Source organism: Streptomyces sp. NBC_00683 (assembly GCF_036226745.1).
Classification (GTDB): Bacteria; Actinomycetota; Actinomycetes; order Streptomycetales; family Streptomycetaceae; genus Streptomyces.
Genome location: NZ_CP109013.1, coordinates 1,538,234 through 1,554,078, shown reverse-complemented (window position 1 = coordinate 1,554,078; position 15,845 = coordinate 1,538,234). Strand labels below are relative to the sequence as shown.

10 protein-coding genes and 1 tRNA gene are annotated in these 15,845 nt (G+C 70.1%); 7 read left to right on the top strand and 4 right to left on the bottom strand.

The features are described from left to right. Both frc and OG257_RS06900 read right to left on the bottom strand, forming a co-directional pair. Positions 1 to 1,239: a formyl-CoA transferase gene (gene frc, locus OG257_RS06905; protein WP_329205681.1), complete on the bottom strand. Its 1,239-nt coding sequence runs from the start codon at positions 1,237 to 1,239 to the stop codon at positions 1 to 3. 16 nt (positions 1,240 to 1,255) lie between these two features. Further along, positions 1,256 to 2,947 carry a thiamine pyrophosphate-binding protein gene (locus OG257_RS06900; protein ID WP_329205680.1) on the bottom strand — a complete coding sequence of 564 codons (1,692 nt, stop codon included), beginning with the start codon at positions 2,945 to 2,947 and terminating at the stop codon, positions 1,256 to 1,258. Between the two features lie 166 nt (positions 2,948 to 3,113). Here OG257_RS06900 and sucC point away from each other — a divergent pair, with 166 nt between their 5' ends. The 3 genes from sucC (at position 3,114) to OG257_RS06885 (ending at position 6,894) form a co-directional block, all read left to right on the top strand. Further along, positions 3,114 to 4,250, top strand: coding sequence for an ADP-forming succinate--CoA ligase subunit beta (sucC, locus tag OG257_RS06895; protein ID WP_329205679.1), 1,137 nt, complete (start codon positions 3,114 to 3,116; stop codon positions 4,248 to 4,250). 2 nt (positions 4,251 to 4,252) lie between these two features. Beyond that, positions 4,253 to 5,137, top strand: a complete 885-nt coding sequence (gene sucD / locus OG257_RS06890; RefSeq protein WP_329205677.1) for a succinate--CoA ligase subunit alpha — start codon at positions 4,253 to 4,255, stop codon at positions 5,135 to 5,137. Positions 5,138 to 5,340: 203 nt separating this feature from the next. Continuing rightward, a complete protein-coding gene (locus OG257_RS06885) occupies positions 5,341 to 6,894 on the top strand; it encodes an aldehyde dehydrogenase family protein (protein ID WP_329205676.1) in 1,554 nt (517 codons plus the stop codon). A 13-nt stretch (positions 6,895 to 6,907) separates the two neighbouring features. Here OG257_RS06885 and OG257_RS06880 read toward each other — a convergent pair whose 3' ends face one another. Next, on the bottom strand, positions 6,908 to 8,269 hold the full coding sequence (locus tag OG257_RS06880) for a DUF2254 domain-containing protein (protein WP_443054316.1): 1,362 nt from the start codon (positions 8,267 to 8,269) through the stop codon (positions 6,908 to 6,910). Positions 8,270 to 8,471: 202 nt separating this feature from the next. On the opposite strand from OG257_RS06880, the gene OG257_RS06875 reads away from it, so the two are divergent. After that, positions 8,472 to 8,559: transfer RNA gene (locus OG257_RS06875), tRNA-Leu, on the top strand. 122 nt (positions 8,560 to 8,681) lie between these two features. Then, entirely contained in the window at positions 8,682 to 11,462 is a 2,781-nt protein-coding gene (locus tag OG257_RS06870) for a SpoIIE family protein phosphatase (protein WP_329205674.1), read from the top strand. A gap of 43 nt (positions 11,463 to 11,505) precedes the next feature. On the opposite strand, the gene OG257_RS06865 is transcribed toward OG257_RS06870, so the two are convergent. Continuing rightward, positions 11,506 to 12,384, bottom strand: a complete 879-nt coding sequence (locus tag OG257_RS06865) for an ABC transporter substrate-binding protein (RefSeq protein ID WP_329205672.1) — start codon at positions 12,382 to 12,384, stop codon at positions 11,506 to 11,508. A 253-nt stretch (positions 12,385 to 12,637) separates the two neighbouring features. Between OG257_RS06865 and OG257_RS06860 the strand changes: the two genes are divergently transcribed. Continuing rightward, positions 12,638 to 13,378 (top strand): HAD family hydrolase, encoded by a 741-nt coding sequence (locus OG257_RS06860; protein ID WP_329205670.1) that lies wholly within the window; start codon positions 12,638 to 12,640, stop codon positions 13,376 to 13,378. Between the two features lie 2 nt (positions 13,379 to 13,380). After that, positions 13,381 to 15,774, top strand: coding sequence for a glycoside hydrolase family 65 protein (locus tag OG257_RS06855; protein ID WP_329205668.1), 2,394 nt, complete (start codon positions 13,381 to 13,383; stop codon positions 15,772 to 15,774). The last annotated feature ends 71 nt before the right edge of the window (positions 15,775 to 15,845 follow it).

The following is a 15,845-nucleotide window of genomic DNA, read 5'->3' as shown; positions in this document are numbered from 1 at the left end:
TCAGATGACTCCGTTCGTCTTCAGCAGCAGCAGTTCCTCGTCACCCAGGCCCAGTTCGCCGACGTACACCTCGGCGTTGTGCTCACCGAGCAGCGGGGACGTGAGGATCTCGACGGGGGAGTCGGACAGCTTCAGCGGGCTGCCGACCGTGGTGAACGTGCCGCGCTCCGGATGGTCGACGCGCACCACCATCTCGTTGGCGGCCAGGGACTCGTCCTCGACGATCTCCTTCGTGGAGAGGATCGGGCCGCACGGGATGTTGTGCGCGTTCAGCTGCTCCAGGACCTCCCACTTGGGGAGCGTGGCCGACCATTCCTCGATCAGCTGGAACATCTTTCCGAGCTTCGGCAGCCGGGACTCCGGCGATGCCCACTCGGGGTCCTCCGCCAGCTCCGGCCTGCCGATCAGCGCGGACAGGGGCTTCCAGCCGACGGGCTGCACGATGACGTACACGTAGTCGTTGGGGCCGCCCGGTGCGCACTTCACCGCCCATCCCGGCTGGCCGCCGCCGCTGGCGTTGCCGCTGCGCGGCACCTCGTCGGCCTCGGCGGTGTCCTGGGCGTTGGGGTACTCGGCGAGCGGCCCGTGAGCCAGGCGCTGCTGGTCACGCAGCTTCACCCGGCAGAGGTTGAGCACGGCGTGCTGCATCGCCACGTTCACCCGCTGCCCGCGCCCGGTGTTCTCCCGCTGGAACAGCGCGGCGAGGATGCCGGCCACCGCGTGGACACCGGTGCCCGAGTCGCCGATCTGCGCACCGGTGGCGAGCGGTGGCCCGTCCTCGAAGCCGGTGGTCGACATCGAACCGCCCATGGCCTGCGCGACGACCTCGTACGCCTTGAAGTTGGTGTACGGCCCGTCGCCGAAGCCCTTGATGGAGGCATAGACGATCCGGGGGTTGATCTCCTGGATCCTCTCCCAGGTGAACCCCATGCGGTCCACGGCGCCGGGGCCGAAGTTCTCGACCATCACATCGCTGCGCCGGATGAGCTCGGTCAGGATCTCCTTGCCGCGCTCGCTCTTCGTGTTGAGGGTGATGCTCCGCTTGTTGCAGTTGAGCATCGTGAAGTAGAGGGAGTCGACGTCTGGCAGATCCCGCAACTGCTTGCGGGTGATGTCGCCGCTCGGCGCCTCCAGCTTGACCACGTCCGCACCGAGCCAGGCGAGCAGCTGTGTGGCGGAGGGACCGGACTGTACGTGCGTCATGTCGAGGACGCGTACGCCCTCAAGAGCTTTGGTCATGCCAACGGCTCCTCTGCTACTTGTACATGGTCTGGTTCATCGTTCCGGGGGCGTACGCGTCGGGGTCGACCCAGACGTTGATGAGCGAGGGCAGCCCCGACTCGCGCGCCCGCTGCAGCGCGGGGGCGATGTCCGCGGGGTCGCGCACCTCTTCGCCGTAACCGCCGAGCATCTGGGCGAACTTGTCGTAGTGGACGTCGCCGAGGGTGTTGCCGACCCGCTCGCGCTCGTCGCCGTACTTGGCCTTCTGGCCGTAACGGATCTGGTTCATCGAGGAGTTGTTGCCGACGATCCCGACGAACGGGAGCTTGTAGCGGACCAGCGTCTCGAAGTCCCAGCCGGTCAGGGAGAACGCGCCGTCGCCGAAGAGCGCCACGACCTCCTTGTCGGGCCTGGCCTGCTTGGCGGCCAGGACGAAGGGCACGCCGACACCGAGCGTGCCGAGGGGCCCCGGGTCCATCCAGTGGCCCGGTGTACGGGGCTGGACGACCTGGCCGGAGAAGGTGACGATGTCGCCGCCGTCCCCGATGTAGATGGAGTCCTCGGTCAGGAAGTCGTTGATCTCGCTGACCAGCCGGTACGGATGGATGGGTGAGGCGTCCGACCTGAGCTGGGGCAGTCGCTTGTCGATCGCCGTCTGCTCGGCGGCCCGGAGCTCGTCGAGCCAGGCCTTGCGCTTCACCGAACCGCCGTTGAGGCGCCCGCTCGCCGCCTCCGTGACCGCCTTGAGTACGAGTGAGGCATCGCCGACGATCCCGAGGTCGATGTCGCGGTTCTTGCCCACCGTGCGGTAGTCGAGGTCGATCTGGACGACGGTCGCGTCCTGCGAGAGCCGCTTTCCGTAGCCCATGCGGAAGTCGAAGGGGGTCCCCACGATGACGATGAGGTCGGCGTTGGAGAACGCGTACCGCCGCGAGAGCTGGAAGTGGTGCGGGTCGCCGGGAGGCAGGGTGCCGCGGCCCGCGCCGTTCATGTACGCGGGGATGTTGAGGGTCCGGACCAGCTCGGTGGCCGAGTCCGTGGCCCGCGTCGTCCAGACCTGGCTGCCCAGCAGGATGGCGGGCTTCTCCGCGTGGACGAGGAGATCCGCCAGCTTCTCGATGTCGGCCGGGTCTCCGGCCGCGCGCGTCGAGGCCCGGTACTGCCCGGCCTCGGGCACCCGCGCCCTGTCCACCGGCACCTTGGCGTCGAGGACATCGCGGGGGATCTCCAGGAAGGAGGGCCCGGGTGCGCCGTGGTAGCACTCCCGGAACGCCATCGACACCATGTCCGCCGCCCGCGCGGTGTCCGGCACGGTGGCCGCGAACTTGGTGATCGGCGTCATCATGTCGACGTGCGGCAGGTCCTGGAGCGAGCCCATCTTGTGCTGGGTGTGCGCCCCCTGACCGCCGATCAGCAGCATCGGTGACTCCGCGCGGAAGGCGTTGGCGACACCGGTGACGGCATCGGTCGTCCCCGGCCCCGCGGTGACGACGGCGCATCCGGGCTTCCCGGTGATGCGGGCGTAGCCGTCGGCTGCGTGGGCGGCGACCTGCTCGTGGCGTACGTCGACGACCTCGATGCCCTCGTCGACGCAGCCGTCGTAGATGTCGATGATGTGGCCGCCGCAGAGGGTGTAGATGCGCTCCACCCCCTCCGCCTTGAGTGCCTTGGCGACCAAGTGCCCACCGGAGATGAGGTTCTGGGTGTCGTGGCTGTCCTCAGGCATGGCGATGTCCTGTCCCTTCGTAGGGGAGTGCGGGAGCCGCTCCGCCGCTCTCGCGGTACATTGCATACAGTCGACGAATACTGTATGAAGCTTGTTATCCCGCATCCGGTGGGTGGTGTCCAGGGGGCGTGCGGCACTTTCACAATCGGCACGATCGGGAGTGGCTATGGATCTGTACGAGCATCAGGCAAGGCAACTCTTCGCGGATCACGGCATATCCGTACCGGACGCAGAGGTCGTGGACGACCCGTCCGAGGCCCGTGCGGCGGCCGAACGGCTCGGTGGCCGCGTCGTCGTCAAGGCACAGGTGAAGACCGGCGGCAGGGGCAAGGCGGGCGGGGTGAAAGTGGCGGCGGACCCCGGGGCCGCCGTCGTCACCGCACGCCAGATCCTCGGCATGGACATCAAGGGCCACCGAGTCCGGACCGTCATGCTCGCCCAACCCGTCGACATCGAGGCGGAGTTCTACGTGAGCTACGTCCTCGACCGGGCCTCGGGAACCTTCCTCGCCATCGCCTCGGCGGAGGGCGGCATGGACATCGAGGAGGTCGCGGCCACCCGTCCCGAGGCGGTGGCCCGAATCCCCGTCGACCCGGTCGAGGGAGTGACGGCGGCCAAGGCCGCGGAGATCGCCGAGGCCGCCGCACTCCCCGCCGCCACAGCCCCCGTACTCCAGGCGCTGTGGCAGGTACTCACCCAGGAGGACGCCCTGCTGGTCGAGGTCAACCCGCTGGTCCGTACCGCGGACGGCCGGATCCTCGCCCTGGACGGAAAGGTGACACTCGACGACAACGCCGCCTTCCGGCAGTCCCGTCGGGGCGCGGACGCCGCAGACCCGCACGGGGACCCGCTGGAGGCAGCTGCCGCAGCCAAGGGCCTCAACTACGTCAAGCTCGACGGCGAGGTCGGCATCATCGGCAACGGCGCCGGACTGGTCATGTCCACCCTCGACGTGGTCGCCGGCTGCGGGGCGCGGCCCGCCAACTTCCTCGACATCGGGGGCGGCGCCTCGGCCCGCGTCATGGCCGATGGCCTCACCGTCATCCTCTCCGACCCGTCGGTGAAGTCCGTTTTCGTCAACGTCTTCGGCGGCATCACCGCCTGCGACGCGGTCGCCGACGGGATCGTCCAGGCGCTGGACTCCGTCCACCTGACGAAACCGCTGGTCGTACGCCTCGACGGCAACAACGCGGCCCGCGGCCGGGCGATCCTCGACGACCGCGCACACCCCCTGGTCCAACAGGTCACGACGATGGACGGCGCAGCAGACCGAGCAGCCCGACTGGCCCTGGGAGGGCACTGATCATGGCCATCTTCCTCACCAAGGAGAGCAAGGTCCTCGTCCAGGGCATGACCGGTGCCGAGGGCATGAAGCACACCCGGCGGATGCTCGCCGCGGGCACCCAGATCGTCGGGGGCGTCAATCCGCGCAAGGCCGGCCGGACCGTGGACTTCGACGACCGCACGGTCCCGGTCTTCGGATCCGTACGCGAGGGAATGGATGCCACCGGGGCGGACGTCACCGTCGTGTTCGTCCCACCGCCGTTCGCCAGGGCGGCGGTCATCGAGGCGGCCGACGCGGGCATCGCGCTGGCCGTGGTCATCACGGAGGGCATCCCCGTCCACGACGCGGTGGCCTTCCACGCCCACGCGCGCTCACGCGGCACGCGCATCCTCGGGCCCAACTGCCCCGGCGTGATCAGCCCCGGCCAGTCGAACGCGGGCATCATCCCGGCCGACATCGCCACCAAGCCGGGCCGCATCGGCCTGGTCTCCAAGTCGGGCACCCTCACGTACCAGTTGATGCACGAACTCCGCGAGACCGGCTTCTCGTCGGCGGTGGGCATCGGAGGCGACCCGGTGATCGGCACGACGCACATCGACTGCCTGACAGCCTTCGAGAACGACCCCGACACCGAACTGATCGTCCTGATCGGCGAAATCGGCGGCGACGCGGAGGAACGGGCCGCGGCGCACATCGCGCAGCACATCACCAAGCCGGTGATCGGCTACATCGCCGGCTTCACCGCCCCCGAGGGCAAGACGATGGGCCACGCGGGAGCGATCGTCTCGGGCTCCTCGGGTACGGCGGCCGCCAAGAAGCTGGCGCTGGAGGCCGCAGGGGTAGCGGTCGGTGCCACCCCGACGGAAACGGCACGACTGGTGGAGGAACGGCTGCGAGCAACCTGAACTCACCTGTGAGGGCATCTTCAAGCCCGTCCGGCGATTGAGGCCCGGGGCCCGGGGCGGAGCCCCGGTTACGGGAAGGGGCGGGGAGGGGACAACGCCCGCCGCAGGCGCCCCACCCGCTCCGGCCCCCGCACGACAACCGCCCCCGCACCACAACCGCAACACACCCCCCGCCCGCGTACGTGCACCGAGAGCGGAGACCCATGAAACCCCCAGCACCCAGCACCCTCACCCTCAAACCCCACACCACCTGGCCCGAAGCCTGGCAACGCGCACGCGCCGCCGCCCCCGAGGCCTTCCAGGACGACCACGTCCGCAACCTATGGGCCGCCACCTGGCACCAGGACGGCCGCACCCTCCCCGCCACCAGCCCCGTCGACAACACCCCCATCGTCGGACCGCCCCGCCTGGACGCGACGACCGCCCAACAGGCCGTACGGGCCTCCCTCGACCAGCACCGCGCCTGGCGCCACATCCCCCTCCCCGAACGCCGCGCCCGCGTGGGCGCCGCCCTCGACGCACTGGCCGAGCACCGCGAGCTCCTCGCCCTCCTCCTCGTCTGGGAGATCGGCAAACCCTGGCGCCTCGCCCGGGCCGACGTCGACCGAGCCATCGACGGTGTCCGCTGGTACGCCGACCACATGGACCGGCTCCTTGCCGCCAGGACCCCTCTGCCCGGCCCGGTCTCCAACATCGCCAGCTGGAACTACCCCATGTCCGTACTGGTCCACGCGATGCTCGTGCAGGCACTGGCCGGCAACGCGGTGATCGCCAAGACGCCCACCGACGGTGGCGTCGCCTGCCTCACCCTGGCCTGCGCACTCGCCGCCCGCGAGGGCATCCCGCTCACCCTCGTCAGCGGGAGCGGCAGCGAACTGTCGGCCCCCCTCGTCCGCTCGCCCGAGATCGGCTGCGTCTCCTTCGTCGGAGGCCGCGACACCGGCGCCCGTATCGCCACCGCGGTCGCCGACCTGGGCAAGCGGCACATCCTCGAACAGGAGGGCCTCAACACCTGGGGCATCTGGAACTACTCGGACTGGCCGTCCCTCACCGCCGTCATTCCGAAGCTCTTCGACTACGGCAAGCAGCGCTGCACGGCCTACCCGCGCTTCGTCGTCCAGCGCACGCTCTTCGCGGACTTCCTGGCCGCCTACCTCCCCGCCGTCCGCGGCCTCCGCACCGGCCACCCCCTCGCGGTGGAGCACCCCACCGATCCGCTGCCCGACCTGGACTTCGGCCCGCTCATCAACGCCGCGAAGGCCAAGGAGCTGGCCGACCAGGTGGCCGAGGCGATCGACAGGGGAGCCGTTCCCCTCCACCACGGCTCCGTCGCGGATGCCCGGTTCCTCCCCGGCCAGGACACCAGCGCCTACCTCCACCCCGTCACGCTGCTCAACCCTCCCTCCTCCTCCCCGCTGCACCACGCGGAACCCTTCGGCCCGGTCGACACGATCGTTCTGGTCGATACGGAGGCGGAGCTCCTGGCGGCCATGAACGCCTCCAACGGGGCGCTGGTGGCCACCCTGTCCACGGACGACCCGGCCACGTACGAGCGACTGGCCCCGCAGATCCGCGCCTTCAAGACCGGACACGGCAAGCCCCGTTCGCGGGGCGACCGCGACGAGCTCTTCGGCGGCTTCGGCGCCTCGTGGCGGGGCGCCTTCGTGGGCGGCGAGCTGCTCGTACGGGCAGTGACCGAGGGCCCGGCGGGGGAGCGGCTGCCCGGCAACTTCCCCGACCACCACCTGATGCCGTGACCGGCCCGCGGCGTCAGCCGATCCCCTGACGGTCCGGGTCCAGGGCGAAGGCCCGCCCGGCAGCCTCGGGCACCGTCCGCTCCACCGCCCCCACCAGGAGCGCACGGTGCCTGAGCAGCGGCTTCCTCCGCTCCTCGGCCGCGAGGAGCAGCAGATCGTCGAGGCCGGCCAGCATCCGCCGCGTGACCTGCGGACTGCCGGCCGCGTGCCCCCGGATCTCCTCGAACGCGAGGTCCACGAGATCCGGCCACCCCGGCACCTCCTGGACGAGCCGCACAGCACCCCGCCGGTCCCGGTGGTGCAGCTGCCCGAGCGGCAGGCGCACGGCGACCGAGAGGAACTGCACGATCCGGTCGAGGCACTGCACCGCTGTGGTCGGATCGTTCACGGACGGCGACAGGGCACGCAGGGCGATGTCCGACAACTGCCGCAGCCCGAACGCCGGATCCTGGTGCACCGTCCGCTCGACCCCGACACCGACGGTGTGCCTCAGGGCGCGCGAGGGTGGCGCGGCCCCACCGTGCACGGCCAGCAGCGGCGTCCCCGGCACCAGGAAGTCCCCGGTCCGCGGGATCAGCCGCAGTACCACCCCATGCCGGCGCGCGGCCCGCACCAGCCGGGCCACATTCACATCCCTCACCACCCCCGCCCGCTCCCGGTACACGACCCACGCCGTCGCGGGCCCGAGCAGGGCTTCCCCGTGCTCGCCTCCGGGCTGGTGCTCCAGGGCCCGGACCGCCTCACCCGTGATGCGGTCGAGGACGGGGCCGACCTGCATCAGCCGCAGCGTGGAAGAGACGAAAGCGATGAACAGCAGCAGGCTCAGGCCGACCATGCCCAGCGTCAGCATGCTCTGCAGCACCGGTACGGAGGTGATCCGCCGCGGATTCGCGGCCGCCCCTCCCTCGTACGACGTCAGGACCAGCAGCGAGAACGCGAACGTCGCCAGGAACACCGTCAGCGTGAGCTTGCTGATCCGGCTCCGCACGAAGATCCGGACCACGCGCGGAGTGAGCTGTCCGCTCGCCATCTGCACGGCCACGAGCGAGATGCTGAAGACGACCCCGATGAACGTCATCATGGCCGCGCTGATCGTCGTGACGATCAGCCTGGCGTCCTCGGCGAAGGAGAGGAGGTCCCCGAGCTCCTCGTACGCCTCCTCTTCCTTCAGGTAGGTGACGATCTTCGTGTCCACCTCGGAGAGGACCCACCACAGGGCGAAGGCGCAGGCCAGCCCCACCGTCGGCGCGAACCAGAACGTGTCGCGCAGACGCTCGCGCAGGGAGGCCAGCGCGCGGGGCTGCGAGACGCGGGGCGTCAGCCCGGTGCGATCGGTCGTGCCGCTCTTGCCACTCGTGCCGTACGTGCCAGTCATGCCCGCGAAGGTAGCCCGGACGACTCCTCGTACACGGCAGGCGACAGACCGTACGCGCGTCGGCGCGTGCCGGCCGCCGGTCGGCGCTCCGTCCCCGCCCGCACCGCACTGACCACCGAAAATGCAGGTGAGAGGCACCCCAAACCCCTGGTATTGTTTTCTTTGTCGCCACGGGGAACACGCCGTGAACGACAGACACCTTGTCCGGGTGGCGGAATGGCAGACGCGCTAGCTTGAGGTGCTAGTGCCCTTTATCGGGCGTGGGGGTTCAAGTCCCCCCTCGGACACCAGATGCGAATTACCGGTGAGTCATATGACTCACCGGTTTTTTGTCGTTCCTGACGTATCCGGTCGGCAATGGCACGGCCCGTCCTGAGCCGCGCCGGACGGGCAGGTCACGGATACTTGGAAAATGGGCAAACTTGGGCGATACGGGCCGGCGGGCCGACGGCGCGACCGTGTGCCGCCGACGGCCGGGCCGCCGGAACCCGGCCCGGAGGCCCGTCACCGTTCGGCCGGCCGCAGGTTGCTGTCGTCGCTGAGGCCGCGCAGCGTCGCCACTCAGGTCTTCCTGCTGCAGCTGGGGGTCGTCCTGCTGCTCATCGCCACGGCCGTGGTGGCGCTCGTGATCCAGGACCGCAACCGCGCGATCCAGGAGGCCGGCGACCGGTCACTGGTGGCGGCCGAGTCGTTCGCGAACGCCCCAGGCACCGCCGCGGCGATGAAGAGCGATGACCCGACGGCGGCGCTCCAGCCACATGCCGAGGCGTTGCGGATGAAGACCGGCGTCGACTACGTCGTGGCGCTGAGCCCCTACGGCTTCCGGTGGACCCACCCGGATCCGGACCAGATCGGGAAGCACGTCTCCACCTCCTACGGCCAGGCGCTCGAAGGCGAGCCCCACCAGACCACCTTCGACAGCAGCCTGGGGAAGGCGGTCGACTCGACGGTGGCCGTCTTCGACACGAACGGTGTCGCGGTCGGCCTCGTCACCGTGGGGGTCACGGTGGACAAGGTGACCAGTGTGGTGGAGCACCAGCTGCCGGTGATCCTCGCAGCGGGCGGTGTCGCCCTGTTGCTGGCCGCGGGCGGATCGGCACTGGTCAGCAGGCGTTTGCGGCGCCAGACCGGAGGCCTGGGGCCGGTGGAGATGACCCGCATGTACGAGCACCACGACGCGGTGCTGCACGCGGTCCGTGAAGGCGTGATCATTCTGGACGGTGAGGGACGGCTGCAGCTGGTCAACGACGAGGCGCGCCGGCTGCTCGCCCTGCCGCCGAAGACCGAGGGCATGGCGGTCACCGCACTGGGGCTGAGCCCGGCCCTGGCCGGGCTGCTGGGATCGGGCAGGGCGGCCACGGACAAGGTCTTCCTGGCCGGGGACATCCTGCTCGCGGTCAACGTGCGGCCGGTGGGCCCGAAGGGGGGCAGCGTGGCCACCCTGCGGGACACCACGGAGCTGCGCGCCCTCGCGGGCCGGGCGGACGTGGCGGGCGGGCGCCTGCAACTGATCTACGAGGCCAGCACACGGATCGGCACCACCCTCGACGTGAAGCGCACCGCCGAGGAGCTCACCGAGGTGGCGGTCCCGCGCTTCGCCGACTTCGCCACCATCGAGCTGTTGGAACCCGTGCTGCGCGGTGGTGAACCGACGGGGGCGAGTATGGAAATGTGCCGCGCCGCAGTTGCGGGCATCCGGGACGACGCGCCCCTCGACCCCGTCGGGACGCGTATCGACTACGTGCCCGGCAACCCTGTGGCCCTCGGTATGGCCACCGGCCGGCCGGTCCTCGTGGAGCACCTCGCGACGACCGACGCATGGCGGGCCCAGGACCCGGAGCGGGCCCGGAGAGCCATCGAATTCGGTATCCACTCCATGATCTCGGTGCCGCTGCAGGCCCGAGGCCAGCTGCTGGGGGTCGTGGAGTTCTGGCGTTCGGAGCAGGACCCCTTCGGGCCGGACGACCTGTCCCCCGCCGAGGAACTCACCGCCCGGGCGGCCGTGTGCATCGACAACGCACGCCGCTACACCCGCGAGCACACCACGGCCGTCACCCTCCAGCGCAGCCTGCTGCCCGGAGTGTTCCCCGAGCTGTCCGCCCTGGAGGTCGGGCACCGGTACCTGCCCGCCCGGGCGGGAGTGGGCGGCGACTGGTACGACGTCATCCCGCTGCCCGGTGCCCGGGTGGCCCTGGTGGTCGGCGACGTCGTCGGACACGGCCTGCACGCCGCCGCGACGATGGGCCGCCTGAGGACCGCGGTGCACAACTTTGCTGCCCTGGACCTGCCTCCGGACGAGCTTCTCGCACACCTGGACGACCTTATTACCCGTATCGACCAGGATGCGACGACCGAAGGCAACACCGAGGCCATCACCGGTGCCACCTGCCTGTATGCGGTCTACGACCCGGTCTCGGGGCGGTGCGTTCTCGCCCGGGCCGGTCATCCCGGTCCGGCGCTGGTCTCGCCGGACGGCTCCGTGACCTTCCCCGACATCCCCGTCTCCCCGCCACTCGGTGTGGGAGGAGGTCTGCCGGTCGAGACCGCCGAACTCCTGCTGGCCGCCGACAGCCGGCTGGTCCTCTACACCGATGGCCTGGTCGAGGCCCGGGGCCGTGACATCGACACCGGGCTCGGCATGCTGAGGGAGGCGCTCGCCGGTACGGACGGCGCCACCCCGGACGAAACCTGCCGGGCGGTGCTCGGCGAGATGCTGCTCGCCAGGCCGAGTGACGACGTCGCTCTGCTCGTCGCGCGCACTCGACTGCTCGACCCGGAGCAGGTCGGGGAGTGGGAGGTTCCCGCCGACCCCGCAGCCGTCTCCCGGATCCGCACCGAGACCACCCGCAAGCTGGAAGCCTGGGGGCTCGGCGACGCCACCTTCACGACCGAGCTGATCCTCAGCGAACTGGTGACGAACGCCATCCGGTACGGAGAAAGCCCCATCAGCCTGCGGCTGCTGCGTGACCGCGACAGCCTGATCTGCGAGGTCAGCGACGGCACCAGCACCTCCCCGCACCTGCGTCGCGCGGCCATCACCGACGAGGGAGGCCGTGGTCTGTTCCTCGTCGCGCAGTTGTCCCGTCGCTGGGGGACCCGGTACACCGACCGGGGCAAGATCATCTGGGCTGAACAGGCGCTCGACGCCGGAGCCGCCGGTGACCTGAGCGGTCTCCTGATGGCGGACCTGTGAAGCGGGACGGAGAACCGGGCCGGCGTGCGCGTGCCCGGAGCGTTCAGGAGCCGTCGGCCGTGAAGTACGGGATCTTGGCCGGGTCCTGGTTGAAAGCGGCCCCGAGGTAGACGGCCGACAGTTTGGCGAGCGTCCCGTCGTCGATCAGCTGCCTGATGATCCGGTCCAGCTCGTCCTTCTCGGCTGACCCCTTCGGGTACAGGGCGCCGTAACCCTGGTCGGTCCTGTACTGGCCCACGAGTCGCACCCTTCCCTTCCGCTTCTGGGGGTACGCCAGCAGGATCGTCGTGTCGTGGACGACCGCGTCGATCCGGTCCTCCTCCAGCGCCGTGACCATCTCCGGATCGTTGGCGAAGACGGAGAGGGGCTTGGCCGGCTTGAGGCGGTCCCTGACGAACTCCTCACCCGTGGTGCCCTCGGCCACTCCGATGCGGACGTCGCGGATGTTGTCCTCGTTGATCTTCTCCCCGTCCCTGATCAGCACTCCCAGGGTCGACGAGAGGTAGGGCGGGGAGAACGCGGCGACCTTGCTCCGTTCCGGGGTGATCGTGATCTGCGCCAGGGCCAGGTCGAAATCCTTGGTCCGGCCGGACACGACCTCCGGGAAGGGCGCGTTCTCCACTTTCACCCGGTCGAGTCCTGCCCGGTGGGCGATGTTGGCGGCCATGCAGTACTCGTAGCCGCTCTTGACGGAGTCCGGCGTCGAGCCGTTCCACCAGCCGGGCGCGGGCAGAGTCGTTTTGACCGTGAGGGCGCCCGCCGTCACGGGCGACAGCTGGAACTCCCCGTAACGTCCCGAGACCTTGCAGTCGCCGTACTGGGCGCCCGACGACTCCGACCCGCCTTCGTCGCAAGCCGGTGTCGCCACGATCAGCGCCCCGCTGACGGCCAGAGAGACGATCGCTGCGGCGGTGCGCTTCATTGCACCTCCGGTAGGGGCGTATTCCTTGAGTCACCATAAATCACCCCGATCCATACGACCGCCGGAGCCACGTCGGAGGACCCGGGAGCCATGCGCCCGGTCGGGGGACAGGGCCGGCCTGCGCGACGGGTGAACGGGTGGACCGAACGTCCCGGCCGAGGGCCGAAGGGCCTATCGTCGCCGCGCCGCGCACGATGGGACGGTGGCAGTGGGGCCGGCTCTCCGATCAGCCGGCCGAAAGGTGGTGTGAGCGATGATTGCCGCCCTGCGGGCCTCGGAGGCAGTGGTCTTCGACACCGACGGAGTGATCACCGACTCCGCGCGGGTGCACGCCGCCGCGTGGAAGAGGGCCTTCGACGCGTGTCTGCGGGAACACCCGCCCGCGGATCCTGAGCTGAGGCGCCCTTTCGACACGGGCACGGACTATCTGCGGTACGTGGACGGCAGGTCGCGGCTGGACGGCGCCGCCGGGTTCCTCGCCTCACGCGGACTGCGGCTGCCCGACGCCACCGTGCGATCCGTCGCCGCGGCCAAGGAACGGCTCTTCACCGAGCGCTTGCGGGAGGGCGGCATCGACGCCTACCCGGGAACGGTGACGCTGCTGCACGTGCTGCGCCGAGCGGGGGTTCCTCTTGCCGCTGCCTCCGCTTCCCGGCACGCCGGTGAGCTGCTCGTGGGAGCCGGGGTGCTGGATCTCTTCGACGCGCTCGTCGACGGCGGCGAAGCCGCACGCCTCGGGCTGGCCGGCAAGCCCGACCCGGCGCTGTTCCTGGAGGCCGCCCGCCGGCTCGGTGCACCCGTAGCCCGTACCGCGGTGGTCGAGGACGCCCTGGCCGGGGTGGAGGCGGGCCGACGCGGCGGATTCGGCCTGGTGGTCGGCGTGGACCGCGCCGCGGGGCCGGACACCGGCGCAGCACTGCTCCGGCACGGCGCGGACCTGGTGGTCCACGACCTGGCCGAGCTGCTCGACGACCGCGCGGACGGGAAGGACTGACGATGCCGGACTGGACGTGGACGTACGAGGGCTACGATCCTGACGCCGAGCGGCTCAGGGAATCCTTGTGCACCCTGGGAAACGGCTATTTCGCCACGCGCGGAGCCGCCCCGGAATGCGCGGCGGATTCCGTGCACTACCCAGGCACCTACGTGGCGGGCTGCTACAACCGCCTCACTTCCGAGGTGGCCGGGCGGCGCGTCGAGAACGAGGACCTGGTCAATCTGCCCAACTGGCTCCCGCTGCAATTCCGTTCGGCCGCCGGTGACGACCCCGTACCGTGGCTCGCACCGGACACGGCGACGCTCCTCGACCACCGCCTCTCCCTGGACCTGCGTTCCGGGACCCTGGAGCGGCATGTGCGGTACGAGGACGGCGAGGGGCGCAGGACGCACGTGCGGCAACTGCGCCTGGTCCACATGGCACATCCCCATCTGGCCGCCCTGCGCACCGAGTTCACCGCTGAGAACTGGTCCGGCGACCTCCAGGTCGAGGCCGCGATCGACGGTGGCGTGACGAACGCCGGAGTGGAGCGCTACCGGCAGCTGAACGGCAACCATCTGGCCCATGTCAGCACCGGCAGTGCCGCCGCGGACACCGTGTGGCTGCGCTGCCGCACCAGCACCTCCGACATCCATATCGGCATGGCGGCACGCACCACGGTGAACGGGCCCATCACGCAGACCTCCGACGGCCACACCGAACTGCGCGCCGCGCAACTCCTGACACTCCCACTGCTGCAGGGCCGTCGAACGACCGTCGACAAGACCGTGGCCCTGCACACTTCCCGGGACCCGGCGATCGGTGATCCGCTCCGGGCCGCGGTCGACCGCGTGGGAAGTGCCCCCGGCTTCGACGCACTGCTCACGTCGCATCGGACAGCCTGGCGGGAGCTCTGGCGCGAAGCGCAACTGGACGTGGCCGGTGACACCGGCCGCATCCTGCGGCTCCACCTCTTCCACGTGCTGCAGACACTCTCCCCGCACACCGCGGACCTGGACGTCGGCGTCCCGGCCCGAGGGCTGCACGGTGAGGCCTACCGCGGTCATGTCTTCTGGGACGAGCTGTTCGTCCTGCCGTATCTCAACCTGCATTTCCCGGAAGTCTCACAGGCTCTCCTGAGCTATCGCCACCGTCGGCTCGAACAGGCACGCAGCGCCGCCCGCGCCATCGGGCGCAAGGGCGCGCTCTATCCGTGGCAGAGCGGCAGCGACGGTCGTGAGGAGACCCAGCAACTGCATCTCAACCCGCACTCGGGGCGATGGCTGCCCGACCACTCCCGGCTCCAGCACCATGTCGGCTCCGCCGTCGCGTACAACGTGTGGCAGTACTGCGAGGCCAGCGGGGACACCGAGTTCCTGCACACCAAGGGCGCGGAGATGCTCCTCCAGATCGCCCGGTTCTGGGCGTCGTCCGCCGTCCACGACGACAGTCTGGGCCGCTACAGGATCCGCGGTGTCGTCGGCCCGGACGAGTACCACGACGCCTACCCGGGCGCGAAGGAACCGGGGCTCGACGACAACGCGTACACCAATGTCACGGCGGCCTGGGTACTCGCTCGCACCCTCGACGTCCTGCGCGCCCTTCCCGAGCCGCGCCGCCGGGAGCTGTTCGAACGGACCGGGCTGGAGTCCGGTGAACTGGACCGCTGGGAGGACGTCTCCCGCAAGCTCCGGGTCCCTTTCCACGCCGGTGTCATCAGTCAGTTCGACGGATACGGCGACCTCGCGGAACTGGACTGGGAGGGCTACCGGTCCCGTCACGGGAACATCCGACGCCTCGACCGGATCCTCGAAGCTGAGGGCGACACGGTCAACCGCTATCAGGCGTCGAAGCAGGCCGATGTGCTGATGCTCGGCTACCTCTTCCGGCCCGACGAGCTCCGGGACCTGTTCCACCGGCTCGGGCACGATCTCGACGAGCAGATCTGGCGCCGCACCGTCGATTACTACCTCCAGCGCACCAGCCACGGCTCCACGCTGAGCGGACTGGTCCACGGCTGGGTGCTCGCACGCGCACGGCGAGCCGATGCGTGGACGTTCTGCCGGGAAGCCATCGAGGGAGACATCGCCGATCTGCAGGGCGGGACCACCGGAGAAGGGATCCACCTCGGCGCCATGGCCGGCACCCTCGACCTGGTCCAACGCGGCCTGACCGGTCTCGAAACAAGGTCCGGGGCACTGCGACTGGACCCTGTGCCCCTCCCCGGACTCAGCGAATACAGTTTTGCGCTGCGTTATCGGGGCCACTGGGGCGTACGGCTGCGCATGCGGCCCGGACGGCTCGACGTCAGCGTCCCTCCCTCCGACTGCGCGCCGATTTCCCTCGAGATCCCCGACCGTGCGGTCACCCTCGAACCGGGGGAATCGTGTCGGCTGACTCTGCGGGATCACTGATCCCCGGGCCGACCCGGGTTCGCCACGTCGTGGGACCCGGCTGGCGGACTGTCCGTGGCGCGCGCAACGTG